The sequence below is a fragment of the Pantoea sp. ICBG 828 genome (assembly GCF_002928355.1).
In the GTDB taxonomy this organism is placed as follows: domain Bacteria; phylum Pseudomonadota; class Gammaproteobacteria; order Enterobacterales; family Enterobacteriaceae; genus Pantoea; species Pantoea dispersa.
Map to the genome: position 1 here is coordinate 1 of NZ_POWN01000004.1, position 14625 is coordinate 14625.

Sequence of the window (14625 nt, forward strand, 5' to 3'; positions counted from 1 at the left end):
ATTTGCCTGGCGGCAACAGCGCGGTGGTCCCACCTGACCCCATGCCGAACTCAGAAGTGAAACGCCGTAGCGCCGATGGTAGTGTGGGGCCTCCCCATGCGAGAGTAGGGAACTGCCAGGCATCAAATTTAGTGTGCTGATATGGCTCAGTTGGTAGAGCGCACCCTTGGTAAGGGTGAGGTCCCCAGTTCGACTCTGGGTATCAGCACCAGTTATGGCATGAGTTCGGTTTAAAAGAATTTGCCTGGCGGCAACAGCGCGGTGGTCCCACCTGACCCCATGCCGAACTCAGAAGTGAAACGCCGTAGCGCCGATGGTAGTGTGGGGGCTCCCCATGCGAGAGTAGGGAACTGCCAGGCATCAAACACGAAAGCCCTGAACATCTGTTCAGGGCTTTTTTGTTTTCCGCGATGACCTTAATCTCAATAAAACGCTCAATAAAATCCACAGACATAAAAAAGCCCCTGCCATGCTGGCAAGGGCTGAATGATGCGGCGAATTGTGTTCGCTTAGTGGATAACCTGCGACAGAAACGCCCGGGTCCGCTCGGATTTCGGATTTGCAAAGAACTCCTCCGGCGGCGCCATCTCCACGATTTCACCGCGATCCATGAAGATCACCCGATCGGCAACCGTACGCGCAAAGCCCATCTCATGCGTCACACACAGCATCGTCATCCCGTCTTCCGCCAGACCGATCATGGTATCCAGCACCTCTTTAACCATCTCAGGATCGAGCGCGGAGGTGGGCTCATCGAATAACATAATCTTCGGTTTCATACACAGCGAACGGGCAATGGCCACGCGCTGCTGCTGTCCGCCAGAGAGCTGCCCGGGAAACTTATGGGCATGCTCAGCAATGCGCACGCGCTGCAGATAGTGCATCGCCAGCTCTTCGGCCTCTTTCTTTGGCATCTTGCGTACCCACATCGGTGCCAGCGTGCAGTTCTGCAGGACGGTCAGATGCGGGAAAAGATTGAAGTGCTGAAAAACCATGCCGACTTCAGTGCGCACGCGTTCAATATTGCGTACGTCATCATTCAGGTGGATGCCGTCTACGACAATCCGTCCCTGCTGATGCTCTTCCAGATGGTTGATGCAGCGAATGGTGGTGGATTTACCGGAACCCGAAGGGCCGCACAGCACGATACGCTCGCGCGGTTTCACCTGCAGGTTGATATCTTTCAGCACGTGGAATTGACCGTACCATTTGTTCACGTTTTCGAGCGTAATCATCATGGCGTTAGCCGCCGTTGTCATTGTTTGTGTCATGTAAAACCTCAGTGCGATTTACGCCCGGTGTGGAAGCGCTTCTCCAGATACTGGCTATAGCGCGACATGCTAAAACAGAAAATCCAGTAAACCAGTGCAGCGAAGACATAGCCTTCGGTCGACATACCCAGCCATGTAGGGTCGACGGTTGCCTGCTGCACGCTACTGAACAGATCGAACAGGCCGATGATGATCACCAGGCTGGTATCTTTAAACAGCGCGATGATGGTGTTCACCAGACCGGGAATGGTCAGCTTGAGCGCCTGCGGTAAAATCACCAGCGCCTGGGTTTTCCAGTAGCCGAGCGCCAGCGACTCTGCCGCTTCGTACTGGCCTTTAGGCAGGGCCTGCAGCCCGCCACGTACCACTTCGGCGACATACGCCGACTGGAACAGGATCACGCCAACCAGCGCACGCACCAGTTTGTCTATCGTGGTGCCTTCCGCCATAAACAGCGGCAGCATCACTGAAGACATGAACAGCACGGTAATCAGCGGTACGCCACGCCAGAACTCAATGAAAATCACTGACAGGGTGCGCACCACCGGCATTTTAGAGCGACGGCCCAGCGCCAGCAGAATGCCGAGCGGCAGCGCCCCGGCAATGCCGACAGATGCGATAATCAGCGTCAGCGTCAGGCCGCCCCACTGGCGCGTTTCCACTCGGTCCAGCCCGAAATAGCCGCCATACAGCAGCAGCCAGACGACGACCGGATAGAGCACCGCCCAGCAGGCGATATAGCGGCCGCGGCGCGGCATGGATTTGATAAACATCGGCACAATCGACAGCAGGCCAATCACCAGCGCCAGATTGATGCGCCAGCGCAGCTCATGCGGATAGAGCCCGTACATGAACTGGCCAAAGCGCGCGTGGATAAAGACCCAGCAGGCGCCCGCTTTCGTACAGTCCGCACGGGTTTCGCCAATCCAGTTAGCCTGGAAGATCAACCAGTTCAGCGCCGGCGGGATAACGCTCCAGATAATCCACAGGCTGAGTAACGTGAGCAGCGTATTCAGCCAGCTGGAGAACAGGTTTTTACGCGCCCAGAGCCAGGCTTTACCCAGTGGATTGCCCGACACCGGCGGCGTTTCGTGTGTGGTCACAGACATAATGGTTCCGTTCTCTTAACGCTCAACCAGCGCAATTTTGCGGTTATAGAGGTTCATCAGCAGCGAAATGAGCAGACTGATAATCAGATAAACCGCCATGGTGATGGCAATGGTTTCAATTGCCTGGCCGGTCTGATTCAGTACGGTGCCGGCAAACAGCGACACCATATCCGGATAGCCGATCGCGGCCGCCAGCGAGGAGTTTTTTACGATGTTAAGGTACTGGCTGGTGAGCGGCGGGATAATCACGCGCATCGCCTGCGGAATGATCACCTGACGCAGCGTAACCGGGTTGGGCAGCCCGAGCGAACGTGCCGCTTCGCTCTGACCATGCGGTACTGACTGAATCCCGGCGCGAATCACCTCAGCAATAAAGGAAGAGGTGTAGATCGACAGTGCCAGCGTCAGCGCTGCCAGTTCCGGAATCATGGCAAAGCCACCGCGGAAGTTGAAACCGCGCAGCTCGGGCACATCCCAGTGCGTGGCGGCACCAAATAGCGTATGGGCGATCAGCGGCAGCAGCACAATTAAACCGGCCGCAGCGGGCCAGGTGCGGCGCAGCTGACCGGTTTTCAGCTGATGCTTGCGGTTGAAGCGGAACAGCGCGGCGCTGGCGGCGATGGCAATCGCCAGCGCGATCAGGAATGGCCAGGTGCCGGGTGCATACTCCGGCCACGGTATATACAAACCGCGGTTGCTGACAAAAGCCAGATCGAACGCGTTCAGCGCCTGACGCGGGCCCGGCAGATTGCGCAGCACGGCAAAGTACCAGAAGAAGATTTGCAGCAGCGGCGGGATATTACGGAACGTCTCGATATAAATGGTCGACAGCTTGCGCAGCAGCCAGTTATCCGACAGGCGCGCCAGACCGATGGCGAAGCCGAGGATGGAGGCGAAGACAATACAGAGCGCGGAGACCAGCAGGGTGTTGGTTAACCCGACCATAAACACGCGCGCGTAGGTATCGCCTTCGCTGTAATCGATCAGATGCTGGACGATGCCGAAACCGGCGTTGCGCTCAAGAAAGCCAAAGCCGGAGGTGATACCGCGATTGGCAAGGTTGATCACCGTGTTGTGGATCAGATAACCCACCACAGCAAACACCGCCACAATCGCGACAATCTGGTAAAGCCAGGCGCGAACCGTAGGATTACCGAACGAAAAATCCCTTTTCACGGTTGGGCGTTGCGACATGTTAAAACCTCAGTGAAGAATACGCGTGGGCACCGCAGGATGCGGTGCCCGACTGGCAGGAGACAATTAACGCACTGGTGGAGCGTACTGGATGCCGCCCTGGTTCCAGAGCGCATTCTGGCCACGTGCAATTTTCAGCGCGCTGTCTTTACCAACGTTACGATCGAACACTTCCTGATAGTTGCCAACCTGCTTGATGATGTTGTACGCCCACTTGTTGTCGAGCTTCAGGTCTTTACCGAAATCACCCTCTGCGCCCAGCAGGTGTGCCATATCTGGCGTGGTTGGCTTCGCCGCCATCTCATCAACGTTCTTCGAGCTGATGCCCATCTCTTCCGCATTCAGCATGGCGAACAGCGACCATTTCACGATGGTGAACCAGTCATCATCACCGCGACGCACGACCGGGCCCAGCGGCTCTTTCGAAATCACTTCTGGCAGTACGATAAAGTCATCCGGCTTGCCCAGCTTGATGCGCAGCGCATACAGCTGTGACTGGTCAGAAGAGAGGGTATCGCAGCGGCCGCTATCCAGCGCTTTAGCGGACTCATCAGAGCGGTCGAAGGTGACCGGCGTGTACTGCATTTTGTTAGCTTTAAAGTAGTCGGCCACGTTCAGCTCGGTATCGGTACCGGCCTGGATACACACGGTGGCACCATCCAGCTCTTTGGCACTTTTCAGACCGGCTTTCTTATGGGTCAGGAAGCCGATGCCGTCATAATAGTTTACGCCGGCGAACAGGAAGCCCATGCCGCCATCACGTGATGAGGTCCAGGTGGTGTTACGCGACAGGATATCCACCTCGCCTGACTGCAGCGCAGTGAAGCGTTCTTTAGCGGTCAGCGGGGTGTATTTTACTTTGCTGGCATCGCCGAAGACCGCAGCAGCAGCGGCGCGGCACACGTCAACATCGATACCGGTGAATTTGCCGCTGGCGTCAGCGTAGGAGAACCCTGGCAGACCATCGCTGATACCGCACTGTATAAACCCTTTCTTCTTAATGGCGTCCAGCGTGGTGCCTGCGTGCGCCTGCTGGGTCATGGCGAACAGCGAGGCGGCAGCAATCAGGGTGGAAAGCATCATCTTTTTCATAAAGCATCCTGTGTGGCGAGATCGTGTGTTGTTATGTTTGCGCGCACTTTACTGTGCGCTTATTTCTTTCTGTGGCGTTTAGCCATCCACGACACTGCAAAGCTGATGCCAGGTTTGCAGAATCCTGAATTCACTGGAAAGATCTTTTAATAAACGGACGTATCCGGAAAGTTGTCGCTACTATCGCGCACCAAAAGGCAGCATGACGAGTCGCCACGATCACAAATAGTGCAAAAAGTTTCACTATATGGAAGCAGTGTGAGCTAACGCTCATGAACAGGTGTACGGCAAAGTGGAATTACCGCTGAAGCGGTTCAGGATCACAAACAAAGCGGGCTGAGGGGCGATCAGGAGGATTTTTTCTGCGCAAAAACAGGGCAGGGCAGCGGCCCTGAGAGAGATGAGCTATCACGCCGGCGATTGCAACTATCGTTACCATTTTGACGATAATCGTTTCACGCGGTGTTAACGCACAAACAGCAGCAACAAAAACGCCAGCCGAAAGGCTGGCGTTATCGCAGCAAGGAACCAGAACGCTTAGTTCATGCCGTATTTTTTCAGCTTCTTACGCAGCGTACCGCGGTTGATGCCCATCATCAGGGCAGCGCGGGTCTGGTTGCCACGGGTATACTGCATCACCATGTCCAACAGAGGCTGCTCGACTTCAGCCAGTACCAGCTCATACAGGTCACTTACATCCTGACCGTTCAGTTGAGCAAAATAGTTCTTCAGTGCCTGTTTAACCGAATCACGCAGAGGCTTTTGCGTCACCTGATCCTGTGAGTTAACGGTAGAAACGGTCAGTACGTCAGAATTTACGCGTTGTTCGAACATAGTTCTTTCAGCTCTTTATTTCGTTTACGCAAGATTTTCGAAGTATGCCTCCAACGCCTCCAGCTGTTCGCTGGCATCCTCTATGGCGTTGAATGTGCGCCGAAACTGGTCGTCAGGGGCACTTTCCTGCAAATACCAGGAAACGTGTTTTCGGGCAATACGGTATCCCTTGCGCTGACCGTAAAAGTCGTGCAGCTCCCGTATGTGTCCAATCAGCATATGCTTCACTTCAGCCAGCGGCTTCGGTGCCAGCAGCTCCCCTGTGTCCAGATAATGCTGGATTTCCCGGAAGATCCACGGTCTTCCCTGAGCAGCGCGTCCCACCATCAGAGCATCGGCTCCGGTGTAGTCGAGCACTGCCCTGGCTTTGTGCGGGTCAGTAATGTCACCATTCGCGATAATCGGAATAGCGACGCTCTGCTTAACTGTCCGAATGCTGTCGTATTCAGCTTGCCCTTCAAACAAACAGGCGCGCGTGCGGCCATGAATGGTCAGGGCCTGAATACCACAGCGTTCAGCCAATTGGGCAATCTCTACACAATTACGATTTTCTTTGTCCCAGCCGGTGCGAATCTTCAGCGTAACCGGTACATCGACTGCGTTCACCACCGCACGGAGGATTGACTCCACCAGCTGCGGATGCTGCAGCAGCGCTGAACCTGCCATCTTACGATTCACTTTTTTAGCCGGGCAGCCCATGTTGATGTCGATAACCTGTGCACCGGACGCAACATTAATGCGCGCGGCGGCAGCCATCTCATCGGGATCGCAACCCGCAATTTGCACGGCGCGAATACCGGGCTCGTCACTATGCACCATACGCAAACGCGATTTGTCACTGGCCCAGACTTCCGGGTTCGATGACAGCATCTCGGAGACAGTCATACCGGCGCCGTTGTCATAACACAGGGTGCGAAATGGCTTGTCGGATACTCCGGCCATAGGCGCAGCGATGAGTCGATTACGTAGCTGGTGATGTCCAATGCGCATGAAAAAGAAGTGACCCTAACTGTTCGCAAGGCGGCGTATATTACGCATTTTTTCCGGAAGATGAAAGGCCAAACTTTGAACAATTCGCCGTTTAAGATCAGGGAAATGGGGCTTAGCAGCGGGGTATTCGTCATTACTTGTTTAAATTCAGTGTATTACAAAAATACGCTGAAATTGTGAGCAAAAGTTTTTCCAAAAATATGCGCTGAATCACAACATAAAAACCGCCACTTCCGCGAATCGGCAAGAGAAATGGCGGTGATTTGATTGAAAAGTGAACGGTTTATTTACGTTTAGTGAGTATTTCGTTACTCAACCACCAGCCGGCCATTGAGCGGCTGCACCGGGCGGCTGTTACCGTGTTCACCCAGCACCGCGCTGAAGGCCTGCAGCTGCTGTGCGGAAGCCGTTACCGGTTGCTTCATCACCAGCCAGCGCACGCCTTCACTGCACGGTGGCGTGGTGAGTGAACCGCTGAAGCGGTAGTAACGGCGATCGGCGGGCAGCAGTGGCGTAATATCGACATCCTGCTGCAGCGTGGCCGGCTGATTGACCTGCGCCGGCAGCGTATCCAGCAGCGTCGTCAACACCGGATTTGCCGCACCGGCTTCGAACATTACCCCGATTACCGCCAGCTGCTGTTGCTCGTCACTGAATACAAAGTGGCCCTCAAGCGGATAGCGTTTGCCGTCGATCAGGTTTTCGCTCGGGGTATGGAAGTGGAACTGCTTCAGCGTGAAGGTCTCGCCGTCCAGCGTCAGCGTATCACCCTGCTGCAGGTTGATCTGCACGGTGTGCCCGTTGTTAACAATGGCGGCCTGGCGCGCCTGCAGTTCCAGCGTCAGCGCCGGCAGACTGGCATGCAGCGCCTGGCGAATATCAATCGGCGACTGATTCACGCCCTGCTTGCAGACGTGAAAATCAGGGGACAGGTCGCCCCACTGCTGTGGCTGAGCATAATCCCAGGCGGCAGCCTGAACGTGAGCAAAAGGCGCTGCTGCCAGCAGCAGAGCGATCAGTGTGTGTTTGCTTTTCATCATCATTTATTCACTAAGCGATATATCAATGTTATGTGCCGCGCACGGCACGGTTAACAGGGATAGCGCTATCGCCTGGTGCAGCAGTCTACTGATTTCAATGTAAAGAAACGGCAGGAAAACGGGGCTGGCGGGGATTTGAGACAGGTCTCAGGCGGGGGAAATCGGGCCAGCAGTTGCTGGCCCATTCGTCGGTTAGCGGCGCACGCCAGTGATGCGGCACCACTCCTCTTTTTCCGCCACGGCGTCCAGCGCAAAGCGCTCCGCATAGGCTTCACACACGCTTTCCGCCTGGCTGGCCAGCACGCCGGACAGACCGAGATGGCCGCCGGCTTTCGGCAGCACGCTAATCAGCGGCGCCAGTTCACGCAGCGGACCGGCGAGGATATTGGCGACAACCACATCCGCCTGCAGGTTTTCCGGCTGCTGGTGCGGCAGATACAGCGACAGGCGGTCGGCCACGCCGTTGCGCTCCGCATTATCGCGGCTGGCCTGGATCGCCTGCGGATCGATATCAATGCCGATCGCCTGGGCTGCACCGAGTTTCAGCGCGGCGATGGCCAGAATGCCGGAGCCACAGCCAAAATCGATCACCGTTTTGCCCTGCAGATCGAGACCATCCAGCCAGCTCAGACACAGCGACGTGGTGGGATGGGTGCCGGTACCAAAGGCCAGACCGGGATCAAGCATCACGTTGACCGCATCCGGATCCGGCACGTCGCGCCAGCTGGGGCAGATCCACAGGCGTTCACCGAAGCGCATCGGATGGAAGTTATCCATCCATTCGCGCTCCCAGTCTTTATCCTCGATCTGTTCGATCTTATGGCGGAAACCCGATCCCAGCAGCGGATGCTGGCTCAGTTCGGCCACTACGTCGTCCATGGCGGTTTCCGCGTCGAACAGGCCAGTCACATCGGTATCGCCCCACAGGCGGGTTTCACCTGGCAGCGGCTCATACACCGGGTTGTCGTGCGTGTCCTGAAAGGTGACCGACACCGCACCGGCGTCCATCAGCGCGTCGCTGAGGGTTTCGGCGTGCTCGCCGGTGCTGTTAATTTTGATTTGAATCCATGGCATAGCGTTTCTCTTTTATTCCAGGGCAGCATCGCGAGCATCAGGCGCGCTGCCGAACAGATTACCCACCAGGAAGGCCAGCAGGCTTAATGTCAACGATGGCACGATAGGGTGAAAGCCCCACAGTTCGATTTTCAGGCTGGCAAGCAGCGTATAGCATCCGGCCCCCACCACCATGCCACTGATGGCGCCCGCCGCATTGGCGCGCTCCCAGTACAGTCCCAGCACCAGCGGCCACAGAAAGACCGCTTCAAGGCCACCGAACGCCAGCAGGTTGAGCCAGATAATCATATCTGGCGGATTCCAGGCCGCCAGCAGCAGCAGCAGACCGAGCACAAAGGTGATGGTGCCGGAGAGCAGCCGCAGACGCGCCTCGTTCTCGCTGTGCTGCGGCGCGATACGCAGGTAAAGATCTTTGATCAGCGTAGCGGACGATTGCAGCAGCTGCGCGTTAATCGTCGACATGATCGCCGCCATTGGCGCCGCGAGGAACACGCCAGCCGCCATCGGTGGCAGCACGGTGATCATCAGCGTCGGGATCACGCGATCCGGAATCGCCAGATCCGGCAGCACCGCGCGGCCGAGTGCGCCGGCCAGATGCATGCCGAGCATCAGTATCACCACCACGATAGTGCCGAGGATGATACCGCGATGCATCGCTTTGCTGTCTTTGTAGGAGATGCAGCGCACGGCGGTATGCGGCAGCCCAATCACGCCAAAGCACACCAGCACGGCAAACGAGCTGAGGAAGGTCGGATTGATGACGTTGCCGACGCCTTCCGGTGACACCAGCTGCGGATCGATACTGCGCAGTTTGGTGACCGCCGTTTCCAGTCCGCCTGCCTGATGGATGACGGCAAACAGCAGCAGGAAGGTGCCAATCAGCATCACCAGCCCTTGCATGGCATCGTTGAGCACGCTGGCGCGGAAGCCGCCAAACGCGGTGTACAGCGCGATAGTGCCGCCAAAAATCAGCAGGCCCGTGTCATAAGGAATGCCGGCAGCGGTTTCCAGCAGGCGCGCGCCGCCGATGAACTGCACCGTCATGGCACCAATAAACGCCACCAGCAGGCTGATGCTGGCCAGCCAGATGAGCAGCGGGCTGCGATAGCGGCCATACAGCATGTCGTTGAGCGTCACGGCGTTGTAGCGTCGCGCCAGAATCGCGAATTTTTTGCCCAGCACGCCGAGCGACAGCCAGACCGCCGGCACCTGAATCATCGCCAGCAGCACCCAGCCCAGGCCGTATTTATACGCCGCACCGGGTCCGCCAATAAATGAACTGGCGCTGATGTAGGTGGTGGTGATGGTCATCGCCAGCACAAAGCCACCCATCGAGCGACTGCCGAGGAAATATTCGGTGAGGAAGTTGCCCTGACGCTGCTTGCGCATGGCGAACACCGACAGCCCGGCGATCACCACCAGATAGGCCAGCAGCGGCAGAATGATTTCAGTTTCCATCGTGGTCCTCCAGAGACATGTCGCGGAACACCACGCGTACCATCAGCCAGCACAGGCCGATGAACAGCAGCGGGGCGAACACGCAGGAGAACTCAAACCAGCGCGGTAAGCCGGTGATACCGCTTTGCGTGCCGCCGAGCCAGGCGGACGCGCCCCAGACGGCGAGGTACGCCAGCGTCAGGTACAGTGACCAGCGCGCCTCTTTGTTAGCTTGCAAAAAACGCCCATCCATCATGCAACCTCAAAGGCAACAAAAATGAAAAAGGCCGGTTTAACCGGCCTCTGCATTGCTCTGCGCTGCGCTTACTTCTCGTGCAGGCCGAGTTTTTTCTCCAGATAGTGGATGTTAGTACCACCCTGCTGGAAGTTTTCGTCGGTCATGATGCGCATCTGCAGATCGACGTTAGTCTTGATGCCGTCGATGATCAGTTCCGCCAGCGCATTTTTCATGCGCGCGATAGCCACGTCACGGTTTTCGCCGTAGGTAATCAGCTTACCAATCATTGAGTCGTAATACGGCGGCACGCTGTAGCCGGCATAGATGTGCGATTCCCAGCGCACGCCAAAACCGCCTGGCGCGTGGAAACGAGTGATCTTGCCCGGGCTCGGCAGGAAGGTGTTCGGGTCTTCGGCGTTGATACGGCACTCGACCGCATGACCGCGCACCACCACATCTTCCTGTTTGATGGACAGCGGCTGACCGGCAGCAATACGCAGCTGCTCTTTAATCAGGTCGACGCCGGTGATCATCTCGGTGACCGGATGTTCCACCTGAATACGGGTGTTCATCTCGATGAAGTAGAACTCACCGTTTTCATACAGGAACTCGAACGTACCGGCACCGCGATAGCCGATCTCCACGCAGGCGTTAGAGCAGCGCTCGCCGATGTAGCGACGCAGTTCCGGCGTGATGCCGGGTGCTGGTGCTTCTTCGACCACTTTCTGGTGGCGGCGCTGCATGGAGCAGTCACGTTCGGCCAGATAGATGGCGTTGCCCTGACCATCGGCCAGAACCTGAATCTCGATGTGGCGTGGATTCTCGAGGAATTTCTCCATGTACACCATGTCGTTGTTGAAAGCCGCTTTGGCTTCCGCTTTCGTCATGTTGATGGACTGCTCAAGATCCTTGTCGCTGCGCACAACGCGCATACCACGACCGCCGCCGCCGCCAGAGGCTTTGATGATCACCGGATAGCCGATGCGCTTAGCGATGGCACGGTTTTTCTCCATGTCGTCGGTCAGCGAACCGTCAGAGCCTGGTACGGTCGGTACGCCGGCTTTTTTCATCGCGTTGATCGCTGACACTTTGTCGCCCATCAGGCGAATGGTGTCGGCTTTCGGACCGATGAAGATAAAGCCAGAGCGCTCAACCTGCTCGGCGAAATCGGCGTTCTCAGAAAGGAAGCCGTAGCCCGGGTGGATCGCAACCGCGCCGGTGATTTCGGCGGCGGAGATCAGCGCCGGGATATTAAGATAACTTTTGACCGACTGCGCCGGGCCGATGCAGACGGTTTCGTCCGCCAGCAGCACGTGCTTCAGATCGCGGTCTGCCGTGGAGTGCACCGCCACAGTCTTGATGCCCAGTTCTTTACAGGCACGCAGAATGCGCAGCGCAATCTCACCACGGTTAGCAATGACAATTTTATCCAGCATGCTTCGCCTCGTTATTCGATGACGACCAGCGGCTCGTCGAATTCAACCGGCTGGCCGCTTTCCACCAGGATCGCCTTCACAACGCCGGATTTATCGGCTTCGATCTGGTTCATCATTTTCATCGCTTCAACGATGCACAGGGTGTCGCCAGCGTTCACTTTCTGACCCACTTCCACAAACGCTTTGGCGTCCGGGCTTGGGGTGCGATAGAAGGTACCGACCATCGGCGAACGCACGATGTGGCCGCTGACTTCAGGTTTAGCCGCTTCTGCAGCGACAGGCGCAGCAGCAGGTGCAACCGCAGCAGCCAGCGCAGGCTGTGGAGCCGGAACAGCATAAGCCTGCTGCATCATAGGGTAACCGACATTGGCAGGTGAACGGCTGATGCGAACCGACTCTTCGCCTTCAGAGATTTCCAGCTCAGCGATGCCGGACTCTTCAACCAGTTCGATCAGTTTCTTAATTTTACGAATATCCATGAGTGTGGTTCCGTACTCTGTTTAATTGGAATGTGACAGGCGTTTTACGGCCGTTTGTAAAGCCCACGAGTAGCCGTCGGCGCCCAGTCCACAGATGACGCCGGCAGATACATCGGAAAGATAGGAGTGATGTCGGAACGGTTCGCGTGCATGCACATTTGAGAGATGCACCTCAATAAAAGGAATGCTAACCGCCAACAGCGCATCGCGCAGGGCAACGCTGGTGTGCGTAAACGCAGCCGGGTTGATGATGATGTAATCGACGTTGCCGCGGGCTTCGTGAATACGATCAATCAGCTGGTATTCCGCATTCGATTGCAAATGACTCAATTTCACATGGTGCTGGTCGGCCTGTTGCGTCAGATCGCTGACAATCTGCGCCAGCGTAGTGTGACCATACTTGTCAGGCTCGCGCGTTCCCAACAGGTTCAGGTTGGGTCCGTTTAACAGCAGTATGTGAAATTTATGCGCCATCTTGCGGCTATCTCCTGCAATCAGTGAGGCATCGCGTAAAATACCGCGACATCCTTCATTTGTCACTCTTCAGAGTGAAAAAGAAGACTTCGCTTGCAATAAAGCCGGGCATTATATCCGTTTCGAGGCAATTCGCAGCAAAATACTGGTCTTATCTGCGAAGTTGATCCGGCGAGGCCCGAAGGCCACACCTTTTAACAGATCTCGCAGCAGGAAAACAACCTTGCGGGGATTATCGGCGCAGAAGTTTACGCAACTTATTGTAACGCCAGCCTAACAGCGCCAGCGCCAGTAGTGCATAAATCCACGGCTGCGGTGACAGCACTTTCACAGACCAAAGATAGTGGACAGGCGCGAGGATCGCGACCAGATAGATGCCGTTGTGCAGCGTTTGCCAGCGGCGTCCCAGTTTGCGCTGGGCGCGCTGAAAAGAGGTGATGGCGAGAGCAAACAGAATAATCCAGCTGATCATGCCCAGTAACAAATAGGGGCGCGAGACAATCTCACTGCCGAGTAATCGCAGATGATCGTAGCCCAGTTCCAGCAGATAGTAGCTGGTGAGATGCAGACAGGCCCAGGCAAAGCACCACAGGCCGAGCAGCCGGCGGGTACGAATCAGCAGCGGCTGCTTCAGATAACGCGTCAGCGGGCTCACCAGCAGCGTCGCCAGCAGCAGCTTCAGCGCCATGCGGCCGGTAAAATGCTGGATATCTTTCGCCGGATCGGCGCTCAGCCAGCCCTGATTTGCCGCCAGAAACAGGTACACCAGCGGCAGAAACGCCGCCAGATGCAGCACCACTTTCAGCAGCGTAACGTGGCGTAATGTCAGGCGCACTCAGTAGTTCTCCCGTAAATCGAGACCGCGATACAGCGAGGCCACCTCTTTAGCATAACCGTTGAACAGCAGCGTCGGCTGGCGTTCCACCTTGAGAATGCCGCCCGCACCGATAAAGCGCTCAGTCGCCTGAGACCAGCGCGGGTGGTTGACGTGCGGATTCACGTTAGCGTAGAAGCCATACTCGTTAGCGGCGATCTGGCTCCAGGTGGTGGGCGGACGATCGTGCGTCAGGGTAATTTTGACGATCGACTTAATCCCTTTGAAGCCATATTTCCACGGCACCGTCAGGCGAATCGGCGCGCCGTTTTGCGGCGGCAGCGCTTTGCCGTAAACGCCGGTGCTGAGCAGCGTCAGCGGATGCATCGCTTCGTCCAGCCGCAAGCCTTCAACATAGGGATAATCCAGCCCGCCGCCGATAAAGCGGTCCTTTTGTCCCGGCATCTGATCGGGCGCGTATAGCGTCTGGAAGGCGACATAGCGGGCATTGCTGGTGGGTTCAGCCAGCTTCAGCAGCTTGTTGAGTTCAAAGCCTACCCAGGGAATCACCATCGACCAGGCTTCAACGCAGCGCATGCGATAGATACGCTGCTCCATGGCGAAACGTTTGAAGATGTCGTCCATATCCAGCGTCATCGGCTTCGCCACTTCGCCCTCAATGCGCAATTGCCACGGGTCAGTTTTCAGCGTGCCGGCATTGGCGGCAGGATCGGCTTTGTCGAGACCAAATTCGTAGAAGTTGTTGTAGCCAGCGACTTTATCAAACGGCGTCAGCGGCAGGTCCGCCTGCCACTGGGCCGGTTTACTGAACTGCAGATCGCGTCCGGCAGGCGCCGGCGGCCTGTCATTGCCCTTAAACCAGCTCAGCACATCGGCCTGTGCGCCGCCGGGCAGACTGGCCGCGGCAGCGCCTAGCCCCAGCGCTTTCAACACCTGGCGGCGGCGCAGATTAAAAATGCTTTCCGGCGTAACATCGGCTTCGGTAAGGATGTGCGTGCGCTTCATGGCGTTCTCCGGCAAATCGATTAACTGCAGCTAGCATGATCAAACGCTGCCCGGCGCGCCACTTTCGCTGGCAAAATGTGAAATTTCCTGGCCGGTGCGTTCTGTTGAGAATAGGAC

Annotated in this window: 15 protein-coding genes, 1 tRNA gene and 2 rRNA genes; 3 read left to right on the plus strand and 15 right to left on the minus strand. The window is 56.7% G+C overall.

All coding sequences use genetic code 11. From position 1 onward, the window contains the following. Nucleotides 1–5: 5 nt before the first annotated feature. The 3 genes from rrf (C1Y43_RS10510) (at nucleotide 6) to rrf (C1Y43_RS10520) (ending at nucleotide 359) form a co-directional block, all read left to right on the plus strand. Nucleotides 6–121 (plus strand): 5S ribosomal RNA (rrf, locus tag C1Y43_RS10510). A gap of 14 nt (nucleotides 122–135) precedes the next feature. Further along, nucleotides 136–211: transfer RNA gene (locus C1Y43_RS10515), tRNA-Thr, on the plus strand. 32 nt (nucleotides 212–243) lie between these two features. Then, nucleotides 244–359: ribosomal RNA gene (rrf, locus tag C1Y43_RS10520) — 5S ribosomal RNA — on the plus strand. Nucleotides 360–509: 150 nt separating this feature from the next. On the opposite strand, the gene C1Y43_RS10525 is transcribed toward rrf (C1Y43_RS10520), so the two are convergent. The 15 genes from C1Y43_RS10525 to msrP form a co-directional block, all read right to left on the minus strand. Next, complete coding sequence (locus tag C1Y43_RS10525) at nucleotides 510–1271, minus strand: amino acid ABC transporter ATP-binding protein (protein ID WP_058759889.1); 762 nt, start codon at nucleotides 1269–1271, stop codon at nucleotides 510–512. A gap of 8 nt (nucleotides 1272–1279) precedes the next feature. Further along, nucleotides 1280–2380 (minus strand): amino acid ABC transporter permease, encoded by a 1101-nt coding sequence (locus C1Y43_RS10530; protein WP_058781108.1) that lies wholly within the window; start codon nucleotides 2378–2380, stop codon nucleotides 1280–1282. 15 nt (nucleotides 2381–2395) lie between these two features. Further along, complete coding sequence (locus C1Y43_RS10535) at nucleotides 2396–3574, minus strand: amino acid ABC transporter permease (RefSeq protein WP_021508165.1); 1179 nt, start codon at nucleotides 3572–3574, stop codon at nucleotides 2396–2398. 66 nt (nucleotides 3575–3640) lie between these two features. After that, complete coding sequence (locus tag C1Y43_RS10540) at nucleotides 3641–4666, minus strand: amino acid ABC transporter substrate-binding protein (protein WP_021508164.1); 1026 nt, start codon at nucleotides 4664–4666, stop codon at nucleotides 3641–3643. 537 nt (nucleotides 4667–5203) lie between these two features. After that, entirely contained in the window at nucleotides 5204–5500 is a 297-nt protein-coding gene (gene fis / locus C1Y43_RS10545; protein WP_003855228.1) for a DNA-binding transcriptional regulator Fis, read from the minus strand. 24 nt (nucleotides 5501–5524) lie between these two features. Continuing rightward, nucleotides 5525–6490: a tRNA dihydrouridine synthase DusB gene (gene dusB, locus C1Y43_RS10550; RefSeq protein ID WP_040679767.1), complete on the minus strand. Its 966-nt coding sequence runs from the start codon at nucleotides 6488–6490 to the stop codon at nucleotides 5525–5527. A gap of 308 nt (nucleotides 6491–6798) precedes the next feature. Next, a complete protein-coding gene (locus C1Y43_RS10555; RefSeq protein ID WP_031279827.1) occupies nucleotides 6799–7527 on the minus strand; it encodes a carbonic anhydrase in 729 nt (242 codons plus the stop codon). A 195-nt stretch (nucleotides 7528–7722) separates the two neighbouring features. Continuing rightward, the gene (gene prmA, locus C1Y43_RS10560) at nucleotides 7723–8604 is read right to left on the minus strand and encodes a 50S ribosomal protein L11 methyltransferase (protein ID WP_058759886.1); all 882 of its coding nucleotides are present in this window, start codon (nucleotides 8602–8604) and stop codon (nucleotides 7723–7725) included. A 12-nt stretch (nucleotides 8605–8616) separates the two neighbouring features. Continuing rightward, nucleotides 8617–10062: a sodium/pantothenate symporter gene (gene panF / locus C1Y43_RS10565; protein WP_104188180.1), complete on the minus strand. Its 1446-nt coding sequence runs from the start codon at nucleotides 10060–10062 to the stop codon at nucleotides 8617–8619. Next, nucleotides 10052–10294, minus strand: coding sequence for a YhdT family protein (locus C1Y43_RS10570; RefSeq protein ID WP_104188182.1), 243 nt, complete (start codon nucleotides 10292–10294; stop codon nucleotides 10052–10054). Before C1Y43_RS10570 ends, panF begins: the two co-directional genes overlap by 11 nt. 71 nt (nucleotides 10295–10365) lie before the next feature. Then, a complete protein-coding gene (accC, locus tag C1Y43_RS10575; RefSeq protein ID WP_021508158.1) occupies nucleotides 10366–11715 on the minus strand; it encodes an acetyl-CoA carboxylase biotin carboxylase subunit in 1350 nt (449 codons plus the stop codon). Between the two features lie 11 nt (nucleotides 11716–11726). Continuing rightward, nucleotides 11727–12194 (minus strand): acetyl-CoA carboxylase biotin carboxyl carrier protein, encoded by a 468-nt coding sequence (gene accB, locus C1Y43_RS10580; RefSeq protein WP_058759883.1) that lies wholly within the window; start codon nucleotides 12192–12194, stop codon nucleotides 11727–11729. 21 nt (nucleotides 12195–12215) lie between these two features. Next, nucleotides 12216–12668, minus strand: coding sequence for a type II 3-dehydroquinate dehydratase (aroQ, locus tag C1Y43_RS10585; protein WP_021508156.1), 453 nt, complete (start codon nucleotides 12666–12668; stop codon nucleotides 12216–12218). Nucleotides 12669–12900: 232 nt separating this feature from the next. Further along, nucleotides 12901–13503 carry a protein-methionine-sulfoxide reductase heme-binding subunit MsrQ gene (msrQ, locus tag C1Y43_RS10590; RefSeq protein WP_021508155.1) on the minus strand — a complete coding sequence of 201 codons (603 nt, stop codon included), beginning with the start codon at nucleotides 13501–13503 and terminating at the stop codon, nucleotides 12901–12903. Continuing rightward, nucleotides 13504–14508 (minus strand): protein-methionine-sulfoxide reductase catalytic subunit MsrP, encoded by a 1005-nt coding sequence (gene msrP / locus C1Y43_RS10595; RefSeq protein WP_021508154.1) that lies wholly within the window; start codon nucleotides 14506–14508, stop codon nucleotides 13504–13506. Between the last annotated feature and the right edge of the window lie 117 nt (nucleotides 14509–14625).

What these genes read in the sequence shown, in the direction of transcription:
- C1Y43_RS10525 (WP_058759889.1), bottom strand. Translation starts at nt 1,271, where the DNA reads ATGACACAAACAATGACAACGGCGGCTAACGCCATGATGATTACGCTC.
- C1Y43_RS10530 (WP_058781108.1), bottom strand. Translation starts at nt 2,380, where the DNA reads ATGTCTGTGACCACACACGAAACGCCGCCGGTGTCGGGCAATCCACTG.
- C1Y43_RS10535 (WP_021508165.1), bottom strand. Translation starts at nt 3,574, where the DNA reads ATGTCGCAACGCCCAACCGTGAAAAGGGATTTTTCGTTCGGTAATCCT.
- C1Y43_RS10540 (WP_021508164.1), bottom strand. Translation starts at nt 4,666, where the DNA reads ATGAAAAAGATGATGCTTTCCACCCTGATTGCTGCCGCCTCGCTGTTC.
- fis (WP_003855228.1), bottom strand. Translation starts at nt 5,500, where the DNA reads ATGTTCGAACAACGCGTAAATTCTGACGTACTGACCGTTTCTACCGTT.
- dusB (WP_040679767.1), bottom strand. Translation starts at nt 6,490, where the DNA reads ATGCGCATTGGACATCACCAGCTACGTAATCGACTCATCGCTGCGCCT.
- C1Y43_RS10555 (WP_031279827.1), bottom strand. Translation starts at nt 7,527, where the DNA reads ATGAAAAGCAAACACACACTGATCGCTCTGCTGCTGGCAGCAGCGCCT.
- prmA (WP_058759886.1), bottom strand. Translation starts at nt 8,604, where the DNA reads ATGCCATGGATTCAAATCAAAATTAACAGCACCGGCGAGCACGCCGAA.
- panF (WP_104188180.1), bottom strand. Translation starts at nt 10,062, where the DNA reads ATGGAAACTGAAATCATTCTGCCGCTGCTGGCCTATCTGGTGGTGATC.
- C1Y43_RS10570 (WP_104188182.1), bottom strand. Translation starts at nt 10,294, where the DNA reads ATGGATGGGCGTTTTTTGCAAGCTAACAAAGAGGCGCGCTGGTCACTG.
- accC (WP_021508158.1), bottom strand. Translation starts at nt 11,715, where the DNA reads ATGCTGGATAAAATTGTCATTGCTAACCGTGGTGAGATTGCGCTGCGC.
- accB (WP_058759883.1), bottom strand. Translation starts at nt 12,194, where the DNA reads ATGGATATTCGTAAAATTAAGAAACTGATCGAACTGGTTGAAGAGTCC.
- aroQ (WP_021508156.1), bottom strand. Translation starts at nt 12,668, where the DNA reads ATGGCGCATAAATTTCACATACTGCTGTTAAACGGACCCAACCTGAAC.
- msrP (WP_021508154.1), bottom strand. Translation starts at nt 14,508, where the DNA reads ATGAAGCGCACGCACATCCTTACCGAAGCCGATGTTACGCCGGAAAGC.